The following is a 15702-nucleotide window of genomic DNA, read 5'->3' as shown; positions in this document are numbered from 1 at the left end:
TTCCTATCTGCCTCGTTGGTGGGAAGGAAAAGCGTCTCTGGCTGAGGTTGGAATAGTGGTTGCGGAAAGAAAATACCGGGTTGTTTTTTTGTGGTAAGGTTTTTACGGTCTGGTTTTGTTTTTTGCTTTTTTACCTCAAGTGGCCAGTGCACAGCAGCCGGGAGGAAGACTTATGGGGAGAGAAGGGCGGGGGAGGAGGCGGGCGGAGATGTGACTTTTGCAGGTTATTAGGGGCACTTACACAAATGGAGGCGGAAATCGGGGGCCGGAGCCTGGGTTTACAGGACCCAGGCGGAGCGCGACGCGGAGGAGAACTCATCAGGAGTTCTCCGTAGCTGGAGCGTTGCCCCGATTTCCGTCTCCGTTTGCGTTAGTGCCCCTTATGACCGAAACGGAAGCATCTCCGCCCGCCTCCTCCCCCGCTCTTCTCTCTGCGCTACCTCTGCCCCGGCTGCGTCCCCTCCTATATACTAGATTTTATTGGAATTATATGGTAGAATGGCGGAAAGCCCCCCTTCAGAATCGTGATGACTGGGACTTCTTCGCGGGGGCACTATGGGGGAACCAATGAGAAGATTGTTTCATGCAAAGACCATTAAAGCCAGGCTTCTCTGGTACAATTTATGTATTATCTGTATCATAGCTGTTATTTTCAGCGTCAGCAGTTATCTGACTGCCAACAAAAAGGCGGTGGAGGTTGCCACCAATTCCCTGACTTATCATGTGGAGAGCCTTTCCTACCGCTATAAGATGGCGTATGAGGAAATGGTCAATATTATATTGAACTGTACGGAGCGCGGCGCCTTCAACTTAAAGCAGGTCGGAAGGATGAAGACCGCTGCACAGCGCAGGAACGGTATTGAGTATGCCAGCCTTGCCAGCAGTTATTGTGCGATCACCGGGTATGGGAGTTATATCAAACGTTTGTCTGTGTTCAGTGATGACGGCGTTATGGTCCAGGCGGGGACGGCTCTTTCCAGTACGGACGATGGACAGCGGATCTGCGGCGCGCCCTGGTTCTTTGAGGAGCAGGCGAAGGAGATGGACCGGTATCAGTTAAAACTCCGGGATCCGCTGTTTTACGGGGAGCGGGAGCAGAGCCTGCCGATCATCCATCCTATATCCGGGTCGGGCGGGCAGGAATGGGCGGCGGTGTTTTTGTCTCCAAAGCTGTTCCAGGATGAGCTGGCAAGCAACGACAACGGCAACGAGGTGATCGTGGTGACTGCGGACGGCGAGCGGGTCGCCGCTCTCCATGAGGACCCGGGACACCGGGAGGAGAATGACAGGCTGATCGCGGGGATTTTAAAGGCGGGCAAGGGACGGGGAACCTTTGACCGTTTGATCCATGGGGCAGACAGCAAGATTACATACGAGACTTATGCGAGAAGCGGGATCACCGTAGTGGAGATCCTGGATCTGGACACGCTTAAAAATGACAGGCTCATGCTGCTTCAGACCGTTATCCTGATTTTTGCGGCCTGCCTGTTCATCGGTTTTGTTTTGAGCTTTATTTTTGGCAGTCAGGTCAGGAAGCCCATAGACCGGCTGGTGCGCCATATCGGAAGGATCGCGGAGGGGGATTTCTCCCAGGATCCGGCCATTGAAAGTGGGGATGAGATCGGGACCGTCGGCAGAGTGGTCAACAATATGGCGGGACAGATTGAACAGCTGATGCAGCAGCGGCTGGAGGATGAGAAGGAAAAGGGCAGTCTGGAGCTGAAAATGCTCCAGGCGCAGATCAATCCGCATTTCCTCTATAATACCCTGGACTCGATCAAGTGGATTGCGGTCATTCAGAAAAACAGCGGTATTGTCAAGGCGGTCACCGCGTTGTCGGGCCTTCTTAAAAATATGGCTAAGGGGTTCCATGAAAAGGTGACCATGGAAAAGGAGCTGGAGTTTGTTCGGGATTATGTGACCATTGAGAAACTCAAATACGCGGAGCTGTTTGATTTGCAGATCCAGATGGACGATCCGGAGCTTGTCAGGGCAAAGATCGTGAAGCTGACGCTGCAGCCTTTGGTGGAGAACGCCATCTTCAGCGGCATCGAGCCGAGCGGCAAGAGTGGGATGATCCTTATCCATATTTACCGGGAGGACGGCCTAATGTATCTGGTGGTCCGGGATGACGGCGTGGGGATCGAACCGGAGAAGCTTAAGCACCTTTTGGAGGATACGGAGAAGCTGAAAGGCGACCGGATGAGCAGTATCGGGATCGCCAATGTGGACCGCAGGATCAAGCTGACCTACGGGGAGGAATACGGGCTGTCCATCACGAGTGAGGTGGGTGTCTATACGGAGATCACGATCGTGGTTCCGCTGGAATTTGAGACAGAAGGCCTGCCTGCTTTAGACAAGGAGTAGTTTACGGAGCTTAAGGAGGATTTAACATGTATCGAGTGATGCTGGTAGACGACGAGCCGCTGATCCTGGCGGGGATCGCGTCCATGCTGGACTGGGAACAGCAGGATTGCAGGATTGTGGGAAAGGCCACCAACGGCCAGCAGGCTTTGGAGCAGCTTGACGAGCTGAAGCCGGATATCATCATAACCGATATCAAGATGCCGGCCATGGATGGGATAGAATTCATGCGGAGAGCGAGGGAAAACCAGTGCCAGGCTCAGTTTATCCTTTTGACGAACCTGGAGGATTTTTCCCTGGCAAGGGAAGCGGTGCGGCTGGGGGCGCTGGATTACCTGGTGAAGCTGGAGCTGGACGAAGAGAAGCTTGCAGAGACCCTGGACCGCGCTGTGGAGAAATGTCGCGAAAAAAACCCAGTAGGGGGGGTGCTTTCAGATAGGGAAACACAGTATGGGATGACCATGGCGGACAGCATAAGAAACTATTTCAGGCGGGTGCTGGTGTTCGATCTGGAAGGGAATGCCCAGGAACCTTTAAAACAGGTGATCCGGGAGCAGTTTCAGGAGCCGGTGCTGATGCTGATCCATTTTAACTATGGGTTTGAAGGGTTTTCTCCGGCATTTACCAGGGACGACCAGAAAAAGATGATGGGGTTCGCGGAGGATATTATCACGGAGATGGTGAAAGGCTTTTTTGACCACAGCTGTCTGGTGCGGAGGGATCAGAACGGGTTTATCCTGGTGCTTTCCGCCTTCGGGATCCCGGACTATCAGGAGCGGATCCGGAAGATGGGCGGAAAATTTTTGTCGGTCATCAAGGATTATTTTGAAGTGTCCGCTTCGGTGGCGGTCAGCAGGAAGGGACAGGGGATCGAGGAGTTTCCGGAGCTTTTGTATCAGGTGATGAGCGCCATGAATTACACTTACTATGAGTGGGCGGAGCCGATCGTGTTCTACTCGGAGGAGTGCGAGGCCAGCAACCGCCACAGCAGCAACTTCAATATCAGCTTCCTGAAAAAGGATCTGGGACAGAGCATCCAGTCCAATGACGGAGAGAAGTTCACCGGGATCATGGAACAGGTGGAGGAGCTTTTGATGGAGCACAAGCCGTCCCGCGCCCAGGCCATCAACGGGTGCAGCAGCCTGTATTATTTTATCACGTCCTTTTTTGAGGAGCAGGAGGAGAGCGCGTTCCCCTATGCGGTGGACATCATCGGGCAGTTAAACCGTATGGGAACTTTAAATGACATCATCCGCTGGATCGGCAGCTTCAGCGGCGAGGTGGTGAAGGTGTTGGAGCAGCGCGCAGACGGGAAGACCGACCGCAACGTGGAGCTGGCGCAGAAATATGTGGAGGAGCATTACCGGGAGAAGATCTCCCTGGCGCAGCTGGCTGACCAGCTTGGCATCAGCCAGGGGTATTTGAGCAGCAGCTTCAAGAAACAGACGGGGCAGAATTTTACCGACTATGTCAATCATTTCCGGGTGGAGAAGGCCAAGGAACTGATCGCCACCCATCAGTATATGATGTATGAGATCTCCGATATGCTGGGGTTTGATACCCAGTATTATTTCAGCACGGTCTTTAAGAAGATCACGGGGTTCACTCCAAAGGAATATGAGGCGCTGGCGAGGACGCTGTAGCCTGGTGCATAAAAGATGAAGAAATTATAAAAAGTGTAAAAAATTATAAAAAGTAAATCCGGACAGTGAAAGATATTATAAAAATTCGTAATTGGCTCGATTGGTATGAAAAAGCCCTCCTGTTATACTTGTTTCATAAGTTACAAAAACAAGTTTAACAGGAGGGTTTCATTATGAAGAAAAGAATCACAGCACTTTCACTGGCATTTGTGACAGCGGCCGTTTCACTGGCAGGCTGCGGCGGCGGTTCCAAACCGGCGGAGGCTACAACAGCGGCAGGCGGCGCGGCAGAGACCACGGCGGCAGCAGGCGGCGCTGCTGAGACCACAGCGGCAGCGGCAAGCGGCGAGAAGGTGAAGCTGACCGTTTCCGTATGGGACAATGCAAGCTCCCCGCAGTTCCAGGCGATGGCAGATGCATTTATGGCAAAGAACGAGAACGTCGAGGTGGAGTTAATTGACACCCAGGCGGATGAGTATAACAACAAGATCACCGTTATGCTGGCAGGCGGCGACACGGATCCGGACGTGATCATGGTAAAGGATGCCGACACCCAGGTGGCGATGAAGGACAAGAACCAGCTTCTGGATCTGACTGACTACATTGCAAAAGACGGCATTGATTTAAGCCTGTACAACGGCGCAGCAGAGCAGCTTCAGATGGATGGGAAGCAGTACACCCTTCCGTTCCGCCGCGACTGGTACACCCTTTTCTACAACAAAGATCTGTTTGACAAAGCAGGCGTGGAGTATCCGAAGGATGACATGACCTGGGATGAGTATGAGGCACTGGCAAAGCAGATGACAAGCGGCGAGGGCAGCGCCAAGGTATACGGCACCCACAACCACACCTGGATGGCTATGGTTGCCAACTGGGCGCTCCAGGATGGCAAGAACACCCTGCTGTCCGAGGATTATTCCTTCTTAAAACCCTACTACGAGCAGGCTCTGCGCATGCAGGATGAGGGCACTCTTCAGAGCTATGCGAACTTAAAGACCGGCAGCATCCACTACATCAGCGTATTTGAGCAGCAGCAGTGTGCGATGGTTCCCATGGGTACCTGGTTTATCGCAACCCTGATCCAGGATAAGAAGGACGGAAAGTTCGACTTTAACTGGGGTGTGACCAAGATCCCGCATCCGGAAGGCGTAGAGGCAGGAAGCACTGTTGGTTCTGTTACCCCGATCGCGATCAACGCAAAGAGCGACGTACCGGATACCGCATGGGAGTTCGTGAAGTTCGCTACCAGTGAGGAAGGCGCAGAGATCCTTGCAGACAACAGCGTATTCCCGGCAATCTCTTCTGACGCAGTTACCGAGAAGCTTTCTTCCATCGAAGGATTCCCGGAGGATGGCAAGACCGCTCTGGAGGTTAAGAACTTCGTGTTCGACCGTCCGCTGGATGCCAAGATGCCTTCTGTCCGCAAAGTGATCGAGGAAGAGCATGACCTGATCATGATCGGCGAGGAGGATATCGACACCGGTATCGCCAACATGAACGAGCGTGCAAAGGAAGCTATGGAAGAATAAACTGAAATTCATAAGGACGTCCCTTTCGGGAGAGGGGACGTCCTTTTATGCCCAAGGAGGAGAAAAATCATGACAGGAAGGCAGAAAAAGGAACTGCGGACCAACCTGGTCGGCTATTCTTTCATCATTCCGAACTTTATCGGATACTTTGTCTTTATCTTTATCCCGGTGTGCTTTTCGTTTGTGCTCAGCGTGATGAAGTGGGACGGCTCGGACGCTCCGATGCAGTTTGTGGGATTAAAGAACTTTGCAAAGCTGTTCGGGGACAGCACGTTTATCATTTCCCTGCAAAATACCTTCTGGTATGCGATCTTTACCGTGCCGCTGACCCTGGTGGCAGCGCTTTTGATCGCGGTGCTCTTAAACTCCAAGATCAAAGGCATGGTGGTGTACCGTACCGCATTTTTCTTCCCGTATGTGGCTTCTTTAGTTGCGGTAGGCGCTGTGTGGAACATGCTGTTCCAGCCGGAGTTCGGCCCGATCAATGAGTTTTTAAAATGGATCGGCGTGGCAAACCCGCCCAAGTGGTGCGCATCCACGGACTGGGCTATGTGGGTCATCATCATCGTCAGCGTATGGAAATACATGGGCTATTATATGGTGGTTTATTTGGCAGCCCTGCAGGGGATCTCCGGGGATCTGTATGAGGCGGCCAGCATCGACGGGGCCACAGGGCTTAAGAAACTGTGGTACATCACGATCCCGATGCTGACACCCACCACCTTCTTCGTGGTCATCATGCTGACGATCCAGTGCTTCAAGGTGTTTGATCTTATCTATGTCATGACCGGAGGCGGTCCGGGACGGGCGACCAACGTATTGGTAAACCATATCTACAATGCGGCGTTCGTGGACTTCAAGTTCGGTTATGCGAGTGCGTCGGCCCTGGTGCTGTTTGCCATTGTGCTGGTGGTCACGCTGATCCAGCTTCGCGGCGAGAAAAAATTTACGGATTTCGTATAAGGAGGAGACATGAGTACAAAAACATTCAAAAGCAAGGCTATCGTTTATGTGGTTCTGTCCGTCCTTACGGTGCTGATGATCATCCCGTTTTTCTGGATGGTGCTGGCGTCCTTTAAGAACAGCAATGAGGTGTTCAGCATCCCCATGAAGATCCTGCCTACGGTGTGGCATTTTGAGAACTACCAGAACATCTGGGAGAAGATCACGCTTCTCACATTTTTTAAGAATACCACAAAGCTGACGGTCATCACGACGGTCATCCAGGTGTTCACCAGCTGTTTTGCAGCTTATGGATTTGCAAAGGTGAAATTTAAAGGAAGAGACCTGCTGTTTGTGGTCTATGTCACCACGATCGCGGTGCCCTGGCAGGTGTACATGGTCCCGCAGTTCGCCCTGATGAGCAAGATGCATCTGACCAACTCCCATCTGGGGCTGATCCTGATGCAGGCGTTCTCCGCGTTCGGCGTATTCCTGATGCGCCAGTTTATGATGGGGATCCCCAATGAGCTTTTGGAGGCGGCCAGGATCGACGGGCTTTCCGAGTACGGGATCTTTGCAAGGATCGCGCTGCCGCTTGTAAAGCCGGGTATCGCAACCCTGATCATCTTTACCTTTGTAAGTATCTGGAATGATTTTATGGGGCCGATGATCTATTTGAACAGCACGGAGTTAAAGACGATCCAGCTTGGTATCCGCATGTTTATCTCCCAGTACGGAGCAGACTATGCTCTGATCATGGCTGCGTCCGTCTGTTCCCTGGTACCAGTGCTCGCGATCTTCATCATCTGCCAGCGCTGGTTTGTGGAAGGGATCACGGCAGGAGGCGTCAAAGGATGATGATGAGTTTGCAGCGTGCAAGATTTGCAGAGAGGTATGGAAAAACGCCGGAGGAAACTTCGGCGTGTGCTGCTTATGTGAAGAAATGGTGGCCGGAGGAAGCCGCGCACCGGATCCGGATCGCGGATGAGGTGATGGGGCGGACCTTCCTGTTCGATCTTCCCTGGGATATGGAGCAGACGGCAGCGCCGGTCACGTTTCCGGAGGAGATCGACTGGACGTACCAGCCGGGAGATGATCCGGAGTTTATCTATCAGATGAACCGGCACCGTTACTGGGTGTGCATGGGGCAGGCCTATGCCATGAGCGGGGCGGAGCATTATGCGAGGGCGTTTGCATCCCAGCTTTCCCGCTGGATCTTAAAAAATCCAATTACGGAGGAGTTAAAGCCGAAGACCTGGAGGACCATCGAGGCGGGGCTGCGGGCGGAGAGCTGGATCAAAGCCATGGGGTATTTCGTGTCAAGCCCTTCTGTGAGTAATGAGGTCTTTGAACGGTTTCTGGATTCCATGGCGTGCCACGGGGCGTATCTTGCGGCCTGCGACGTGCCGTTTTCCACCAAGAGCAACTGGGGCGTATTGGAGAACAGCGGTCTGTATGCGATTGGAAAAATGCTTGCTTTTGTGGGCGGCTATCCGGAGGGGGAGCGGTATGCTGAGATTGCGAAGGAACGGCTGACCAGGCAGATCGAGGTTCAGGTGATGGACGACGGCGTGCACTGGGAGCAGTCGCCCATGTATCACAACGAGGTTTTGAAATGCTATCTGGAGGCGCTGCGGGTGGCAAGGCTGTGCGGTGACACATTCCCTTCTTCGGTGACGGAAAAAGTGAAAACCATGGCATATGCGGACCGGATCTGGCAGAAGCCTGACGGCAGCCAGCCTCCGTGCGGGGACAGCGACGTGACGGACCTCCGGGACGTGCTGACGGTCTGCGGGTACTGGCTTTCGGACCCGGTGCTGAAATCCGGCGGATTTGAACACATGGAGTATGAGGGGGCCTGGGACTACGGTATGGATGCGGCGGCAGAATATGAGGCGCTCGCTTCCAGGGAGCCGGAGACGACCTATGCCTGGCTGAAAGACAGCGGCAACTGGTATCTGCGTTCTTCGTGGGGAACAGACGCGGATTACCTGCATGTGCGCTGCGGCAGCCTGGGCGGAGGCCATGGGCATTTTGACAAATGCCACATGGATCTGGTAGTCGGCGGGGAGGATATCCTCATCGATCCGGGCAGGTATACCTATGTGGACGGCAGAGAGCGGCGCGCGTTCAAGAGTGCGAAGGCTCACAACAGCGTGACCGTGGACGGGGCAGAATATACCCGGTGCCTGGATTCCTGGGGAGTGGATGGACTGCTCCCCGCGCTGCCGGGCAATCTGTGCAGAAAAGGGGAGTATACCCTGATCGAGTGCAGCCATCTGGGGTATATGGACCGCGGTGTTTTTGTGGAGCGGAGGATACTCGCCATCGGAACAGGGATCTATCTGGTTATGGATACCTGTTATGGGGCTTCCAGTGAAAATGTCCATGGAGCTGCTCAGGATTCTGCCTTTGGCGAACATAGTTTTCAGCAGCACTTTCATCTGGCTCCGGGGCTTACTCCGGTTCGGGAGAAACGTGGATTTTCTGTGAGAGGAAAGAGCAGCCTGGTGACGTTTCGGTGCGTATCGGACGGCGCTTCCATGGAAGAAGAGGAGTTTGGCATCTCACAGCATTATAACCGGAAGGAACCGGGCCGGATGGTGACGTTTTCTGGGAAAGGGAGCGGGACATTCAGCCTGATCACAGTGGTCGTCTGCCAGCAGGTGGGCGGCCGGAAAAAGGAATGCGGGGCTGAGCCGGTGGATGGGATCATGCCGGAAGCTGGAAGCGTTTCGGAGATTGAGACAGTGGAAGCGGTCAAGGTACCAGTTGCAGCTCCGGTTTCCGGCAGGACGCTTGAGGACCGGGAAGCGGAAGCGGTAAAGGTAACCTGCGGCGGACGCGCGTGGCTGGTGGTCAACGCCCATGTGGAGGCCGGGGCGGACTGCGAATATATTGGCGCCGAAGGCTGTTATGGGCTTGGCCGGGTGATGGCGGCGGAGATAAAAGAGCCGGGACAGGCCGAGAAGGAGCCGCAGGAAACAGGGCAGCAGGAAACGGAGCAGGCCGGAGAAAGGCAGACACAGATGGTGGTGCTCCGGTGGTAGAACCATTCAGAGGAACAGGAGGAACAGGCAAACATGCAGACAAGAGAACATTTGCTGACTTACGGCGTCATATCGGCAGAACAGGTCCGGGAGGCGAAGGAGTTGGCGGTGAAGCTGGTGGAAGCAAATCTGGCGGAGTTCACAGACAGATTCCCGGATTCCAACAGCAGCGGTAATTTTTATCCGCAGACGGATAATGTGGAGTGGACCACCGGATTCTGGACGGGCCAGATCTGGCTGGCTTATGAGGAAACATGCAGGGAAGAAAGCCATGCGGCAGAGGAAGCAAAAGAAGCGCTCCGCCATGCAGGCGAAGTCCAGGTGGAGAGTTTTCTGGACCGGATCATGAGAAGGGTGGATGTGGACCATCATGATATGGGCTTTTTATATTCTCCATCCTGTGTGGCGGCGTATATGCTGACGGGGAATGAGACTGCCAAAAAGGCGGCTCTGATGGCGGCGGATAATCTGATGGGGCGGTTTCATGAGAAAGGGCAGTTTTTCCAGGCCTGGGGCGAGCTTGGGGCGCCGGACAATTACCGGCTGATCATCGACTGTCTTCTCAACATGCCTCTGTTGTTCTGGGCGTCGGAGACCACCGGCCAGCCACAATACCGGGAAAAAGCGCTGGCTCATATCACGACGGCGATGAAATGCGTTGTCAGGCCGGACTGCTCTACCTATCACACCTACTTTTTTGATCCTGAGACTGGGGCTGCGCTCCGCGGCGTGACCCACCAGGGCAACCGGGACGGGTCCGCATGGGCGAGGGGCCAGGCATGGGGCATCTATGGCTCCGCCATGGCATACCGCTACATCCGGGACCCGGAGTATATTGAGGTCTTTGAGAAGGTGACGGGGTATTTCCTGGAGCATCTGCCGCAGGATCTGATCCCTTACTGGGATTTTGATTTTGACGATGGAAGTGAGGAGCCGAGAGACTCCTCCTCCGCGGCGATCGCTGCCTGCGGAATGCTTGAGATGGCAAAGTATCTGCCGGGAGAGCAGGCTGGCTATTATACGGATATGGCAAAACGGCTGATGCTGGCCCTGTGGGAGCACTGCGCGGTGAAGAACAGATCCCAGTCCAACGGCCTGCTGCTCCACGGGACTTATGCGCGTGATTCAGTCAACAATCCCTGCACAAACCGCGGTGTGGATGAGTGCAACACCTGGGGGGATTATTATTACCTGGAGGGTCTGGTACGTCTTTGGCGGGATTGGAAGCCTTACTGGTAAAACAAAAAGCGTGAGCGGCAGGAAGTGACTGCTGCGACAGGAAAGTAAATAACAGAAAATCAGAAAAAGCAGGAATTGCCCTTAGTACGATGTAGCACTTGAGGCGTCCTGCTTTTTTTGATATAATGATCCTTGTACATACAAAAAAGACAAAGGGGGATTTTGCTTATGAAACAGGAGAAGGAACGCAGGAGAAGGATGCCGACATTTCTGGAATCAGTGATTCCGATCATCGCCATGCTGGTGATCCTGACGATCGGAAAAGGCGTATTCGGGTACAGCACGGAGCCGCTGCTCATCATGGTTGCGGCAGTTGCCGCGTTTGTGGCGTTCCGGGTGGGAGTTACCTGGGATGAGATGCTGCAGGAGATTTCTGAAAAGATCGCCAAAGGAATGCCGGCGATCCTCATATTGATCTGTGTGGGTGCTATGGTGGGGGCATGGATGTCCGCAGGTACGATCCCAATGATGATCTACTATGGGATCCAGATCGTGAATCCGAAGTTTTTGCTGGTTACGGCATTTTTGATCACGGCGGTGGTTTCCGTGGTGACCGGTACCTCGTGGGGGTCCGTTGCGACGATGGGCGTGGCTCTGATGGGGATTGCAGGCGCACTGGGCGTATCCCTTCCGGCTACGGCAGGCGCAGTCATTGCAGGCTCTTACTTCGGAGACAAGATGTCTCCGCTTTCTGATACGACCAACCTGGCGCCCATCGCGGCGGGAAGTAACTTGTATGACCATATCGGACATATGTTTTACACTACGATCCCTGCGACGATCCTTTCATTGATCGTTTATGCGATCGCGGGGTTGAATGCGGACACTACGGTGGATGTTACCTCCGATACGGTTATGACCATGTTAAACCAGCTTTCTTCCATGTATCACTGGAACTGGCTGCTGCTGATTCCGGTTGTCATCGTGCTGGCAGGTTCCGTCCTGCGCAAGCCGACCATCCCGGTGATGCTCTTATCTACGTTTGTGGCTGGGCTGGAAGGGCTGTTCCTTCAGAATGTGACGTTAAAGAATGTGCTGGCAAGCACTGTGAGCGGATTCAATGTTTCCATGATCGAGCGGGCAGGGTTTGACCCGGCTTCCTGTTCAGGGGCAGTGACCCAGCTTTTAAACCGCGGCGGAATGAACGGCATCATGAGCACTACGCTTCTGGTATTCTGTGCATTCTGTTTTGCCGGGATCATGAGCCGGGCGGGCTGCCTGGATGTTGTTTTACAGAAGATCTTAAGCGTTGCAAAGAGCACCGGCGCGCTGATCACGGCAACGGTAGCCGCCTGTATCACCATGGCGCTGACCACCGGAAACTCTTATCTGTCCATCCTGATCCCAGGCGAGATGTTCCGGGATGCTTACAAGGAGAGAGGGCTTGCGGCAAAGAACCTGTCCCGGACCCTGGAGGATGCAGGTACGGTGTTTGTCCCGCTGGTTCCCTGGTCCGCAGCGGGCGCTTATATGACGGCTACGCTGGGGGTTGAGGTCCTGGATTATCTGCCGTGGGCGGTGCTGTGCTATACAGGATTTATTTTCGCGATCATCTGGGGCTTTACCGGATTCGGTATTGCAAAGTTAGAGGATGAGGAGAAGAAGGAGAAGTAGGATGCCGGGTATATTACTGGTTAAAAATGCGGATCTGTATGCTCCGGAGCATCTGGGACGCAGGGATATCCTGATCGTGAACGGGGAGGTCCTGGCGGTGACAGAGACACCCATGGCAGACAGCATTGTGGATGGATTCAACCTTTGCGGCGTCCCGGTCAGGGTACTGGACGCAGCCGGGCGGAGGGTGATACCCGGCTATGTGGACCAGCATGTGCATATCATCGGCGGAGGCGGTGAGGCGGGGCCTTACAGCCGCACGCCGGAGGTGGTCCTAAGCGATGTGGTTTCCGCCGGGGTGACAACGCTAGTGGGAGTCCTTGGCACCGATGGGACAGGGCGCCATCCGGAGTCACTTCTGGCAAAGGCCAGAGGGCTGGAGACGGAGGGCGTCAGCGCCTACATCCTGACCGGTTCCTATGAGCTTCCGCTGCGGACCATGACCGGGGATGCGCGCCGGGATATCATCCTGATCGACAAGGTGCTGGGGATCGGAGAGATCGCTCTTTCAGACCACCGGTCTTCCCAGCCTGCGAAGGATGAGTTAAAACGTATCCTGACCCAGGCGCGGCTGGGCGGTATGCTCTCCGGGAAAGCGGGGGTGGTCCAGTTCCATATGGGAGTGGGGAAGGCCGGCCTCAAGCTGCTGTTTGAGATCCTGGAGGAGACGGAGATTCCCGCAAGGCATTTTATTCCGACCCATGTGAACCGTGCGTTCCCGCTGTTTGAGCAGGCAAAGGAATTTGCGCGCAGGGGCGGTTATATTGATCTGACTTCCGGCATCCGGGAGAGCGACGGGTTTTCTGACTGTATCAAACCCAGTGAGGCCATCCGGATCTGCATGGAGGAGGGAGTGCCCATGGACCGTCTGACCATGAGCTCCGACGGCAACGGCAGCATGAGCGTGCCTCTGCCGGACGGGAGCGCGCGGCTTCTGGTCACAAGGCTGTCCTCCCTGCACGAGGAGATCCGGGACGCGGTATCTGCCGGTGTGCCGGTGGAGACGGCGGTCCGCGTCTGTGGGGAGAATCCGGCCCGGGCAAACGGACTGTGGCCCCGGAAGGGCTGTATCCATCCAGGCAGCGACGGGGATCTGCTGATCCTGGATGATGGTTTTGAGATCGATACGGTGGTAGCGAAGGGCAGGATCATGGTGGAAGGCGGCGCCGTGAAGGTTAAGGGAACGTTTGAGGAATAGAAGCCAGGGAGGGAGATTGACAGAATATGATAAAATTACTTAAAAATGCAAATGTATATGCGCCGGAGCCGCTGGGGAAAAAGGATATCCTGATCGAGGGTGAGAAGATCCTGCGGATGGATGACTGTATCTCCGGCTATGACGGGCTTCCTGATGTGGAGGTCTATGACCTGGAGGGGAAAACCCTGGTTCCGGGCTATATCGACCTGCATGTGCATATCACAGGCGGCGGTGGGGAGCAGGGACCGACATCCCGCGTACCGGAATCCCAGCTCAGTGTGTTCCTGGTAAATGGGATCACCACGGTGGTCGGGCTTTTGGGCACAGACGGCGTGACCCGCAGCGTGGAGAATCTGGTGGCGAAGGCCCGTGCCCTGACCGAGGAGGGGATGACCGCCTACACACTGACCAGCGCTTATGGTTATCCGCCAACTACGATCACGGGGAGTGTGGAAAAGGACATCATGATGATCCCGCCGATGATCGGCGTAAAGGTTGCTGTGTCTGACCACAGAAGTTCCAATCCTACAGGGGAGGAGTTGGTACGGCTTGCGACAGCGGCGCGGCGCGCCGGGCTTTTGAGCTGTACGCCGGGACTGGTGACCATGCATATGGGTTCCGGAAAAGGCGGTTTAGACCCAATATTCTATGTGCTGGACAACTCGGACGTGCCGGTGAAGAATCTGCTTCCCACCCATATGCTCCGCACACCGGAGCTGATCGACCAGGGTGCAGAGCTGGTGCGGCGCGGCGGTTATATGGACTGCACGGCTGGCGGCGACGACGAGGAGCTGGAGACAGAGGCGGAAAAGCTGATGGAGTTATTGAGCCGGGACGGCGTCACGGCCGACCATGTGACATTATCAAGCGATGCATATGGAAGCCAGCCTCGTTTTAATGAAAATGGTGAGTGCATTGGCCTGACCTATGCATCCCCCAAGTATCTTCACAGGACGATCCAGAGCCTGGTGGGCAGAGGTATGGCGCTTGAGGAAGCGCTGAAGCTTCTGACCTCCACCCCGGCGGTCCTTCTGGGACAGGAGGGAAGGAAGGGATGTGTGGCGGAAGGCGCGGATGCGGACCTTCTGATCCTGGGGGACGGGCTTGAGATTGACAGCCTGATCGCCAGGGGGCAGCGGGCCCTCTGGAAGGGAGAGCTGCTCATGAAGGGAAGATTTGAATAATTACACAGGAAATTGAACATTTTAAGCTCTTTTCCCATACTGTATTGTAGAGCAGTATGCGGAAAGGAGCTTTTTGTTTTGGCGGATTCCAGAAAGGTTATCATCGATGCCGGACATGGCGGCCAGGAACCGGGCGCCATCTATCAGGGCAGGCAGGAGAAGACAGATACATTGAGGCTGGCGCTGGCGGTAGGCCAGATTTTAAGTGAAAATGGTGTGGATGTTGGATATACAAGAGTGACGGACGTTTATCAGAGCCCGTTTGAGAAGGCGCAGATGGCGAACCAGTGGGGGGCTGATTTTTTCCTGTCCCTGCACCGCAATGCCATGCCGGTTCCGGGGACGGCTTCCGGGACGGAGAGTCTTGTATATGCAAATGAGGGGGAGGCGGCGATGCTGGCTTCCAATATCAATGAACAGCTGAGGGATATGGGCTGGAAGGACTTAGGCATCATTGAGCGGCCAGGGCTGATCGTACTTCGCCGGACAGAGATGCCGGCTGTGCTGGTGGAGGCTGGCTTCATCGACAATGAGGCAGACAACATGTTCTTTGACGCCAATTTCCAGAAGGTGGCGCAGGCCATTGCAGACGGGGTGTTGGAAACGCTGCGTGAGGCAGAAGCGGGACCGGAATATTATCAGATTCAGGTCGGAGCCTATGAGAACCGTGATATGGCGGAGCAGCTTCTTAAGCAGCTCCAGGCGGAAGGCATGCCGGCATTTATTGTGGCGGACGACGGGCTTTATAAGGTGCGCGTCGGCGCGTATCTAAACCTGGACAATGCGGCATGGATGGAGAAGACCCTGAGGAGCATGGGATATCCAACCATGATGGTACGGGAGCGGGCAGTATACTAAATGGTTTTATGGCAATGGTCATCATTTGGTGATCATTGCTTCTTTTTTTGTTCCGAATTTTACAATTACATTTTCGCGCAG

Annotated in this window: 11 protein-coding genes; all 11 read left to right on the top strand. The window is 54.7% G+C overall.

From position 1 onward, the window contains the following. Positions 1–567: 567 nt before the first annotated feature. The 11 genes from AB1I67_RS18530 to AB1I67_RS18480 all read left to right on the top strand — a co-directional run bounded on the left by AB1I67_RS18530 (position 568) and on the right by AB1I67_RS18480 (position 15621). Positions 568–2367 carry a sensor histidine kinase gene (locus AB1I67_RS18530; protein WP_367031548.1) on the top strand — a complete coding sequence of 600 codons (1800 nt, stop codon included), beginning with the start codon at positions 568–570 and terminating at the stop codon, positions 2365–2367. Positions 2368–2393: 26 nt separating this feature from the next. Continuing rightward, positions 2394–4007 (top strand): response regulator, encoded by a 1614-nt coding sequence (locus AB1I67_RS18525; RefSeq protein ID WP_367031546.1) that lies wholly within the window; start codon positions 2394–2396, stop codon positions 4005–4007. A 173-nt stretch (positions 4008–4180) separates the two neighbouring features. Continuing rightward, the gene (locus tag AB1I67_RS18520) at positions 4181–5536 is read left to right on the top strand and encodes a sugar ABC transporter substrate-binding protein (RefSeq protein WP_367031545.1); all 1356 of its coding nucleotides are present in this window, start codon (positions 4181–4183) and stop codon (positions 5534–5536) included. Positions 5537–5605: 69 nt separating this feature from the next. Continuing rightward, positions 5606–6499 (top strand): sugar ABC transporter permease, encoded by an 894-nt coding sequence (locus AB1I67_RS18515; RefSeq protein ID WP_367031543.1) that lies wholly within the window; start codon positions 5606–5608, stop codon positions 6497–6499. Positions 6500–6508: 9 nt separating this feature from the next. Beyond that, on the top strand, positions 6509–7336 hold the full coding sequence (locus tag AB1I67_RS18510; protein WP_367031541.1) for a carbohydrate ABC transporter permease: 828 nt from the start codon (positions 6509–6511) through the stop codon (positions 7334–7336). Next, the gene (locus tag AB1I67_RS18505) at positions 7333–9528 is read left to right on the top strand and encodes an alginate lyase family protein (protein ID WP_367031539.1); all 2196 of its coding nucleotides are present in this window, start codon (positions 7333–7335) and stop codon (positions 9526–9528) included. Before AB1I67_RS18510 ends, AB1I67_RS18505 begins: the two co-directional genes overlap by 4 nt. A gap of 33 nt (positions 9529–9561) precedes the next feature. Further along, positions 9562–10767 (top strand): glycoside hydrolase family 88 protein, encoded by a 1206-nt coding sequence (locus AB1I67_RS18500; protein WP_367031538.1) that lies wholly within the window; start codon positions 9562–9564, stop codon positions 10765–10767. 168 nt (positions 10768–10935) lie between these two features. Then, the gene (nhaC, locus tag AB1I67_RS18495; RefSeq protein ID WP_367031537.1) at positions 10936–12381 is read left to right on the top strand and encodes a Na+/H+ antiporter NhaC; all 1446 of its coding nucleotides are present in this window, start codon (positions 10936–10938) and stop codon (positions 12379–12381) included. Position 12382: 1 nt separating this feature from the next. Further along, positions 12383–13579, top strand: coding sequence for a beta-aspartyl-peptidase (gene iadA / locus AB1I67_RS18490; RefSeq protein ID WP_367031536.1), 1197 nt, complete (start codon positions 12383–12385; stop codon positions 13577–13579). A 26-nt stretch (positions 13580–13605) separates the two neighbouring features. Then, positions 13606–14763, top strand: a complete 1158-nt coding sequence (gene iadA, locus AB1I67_RS18485; RefSeq protein ID WP_367031534.1) for a beta-aspartyl-peptidase — start codon at positions 13606–13608, stop codon at positions 14761–14763. A gap of 78 nt (positions 14764–14841) precedes the next feature. Continuing rightward, positions 14842–15621: an N-acetylmuramoyl-L-alanine amidase gene (locus AB1I67_RS18480; protein WP_367031533.1), complete on the top strand. Its 780-nt coding sequence runs from the start codon at positions 14842–14844 to the stop codon at positions 15619–15621. Positions 15622–15702: the final 81 nt, after the last annotated feature.

Source organism: Clostridium sp. AN503, from assembly GCF_040719375.1.
Lineage (GTDB): Bacteria > Bacillota > Clostridia > Lachnospirales > Lachnospiraceae > Brotaphodocola.
Note: the sequence above shows the minus strand (reverse complement) of the source record. Positions and strands in the feature narration are given on the sequence as shown.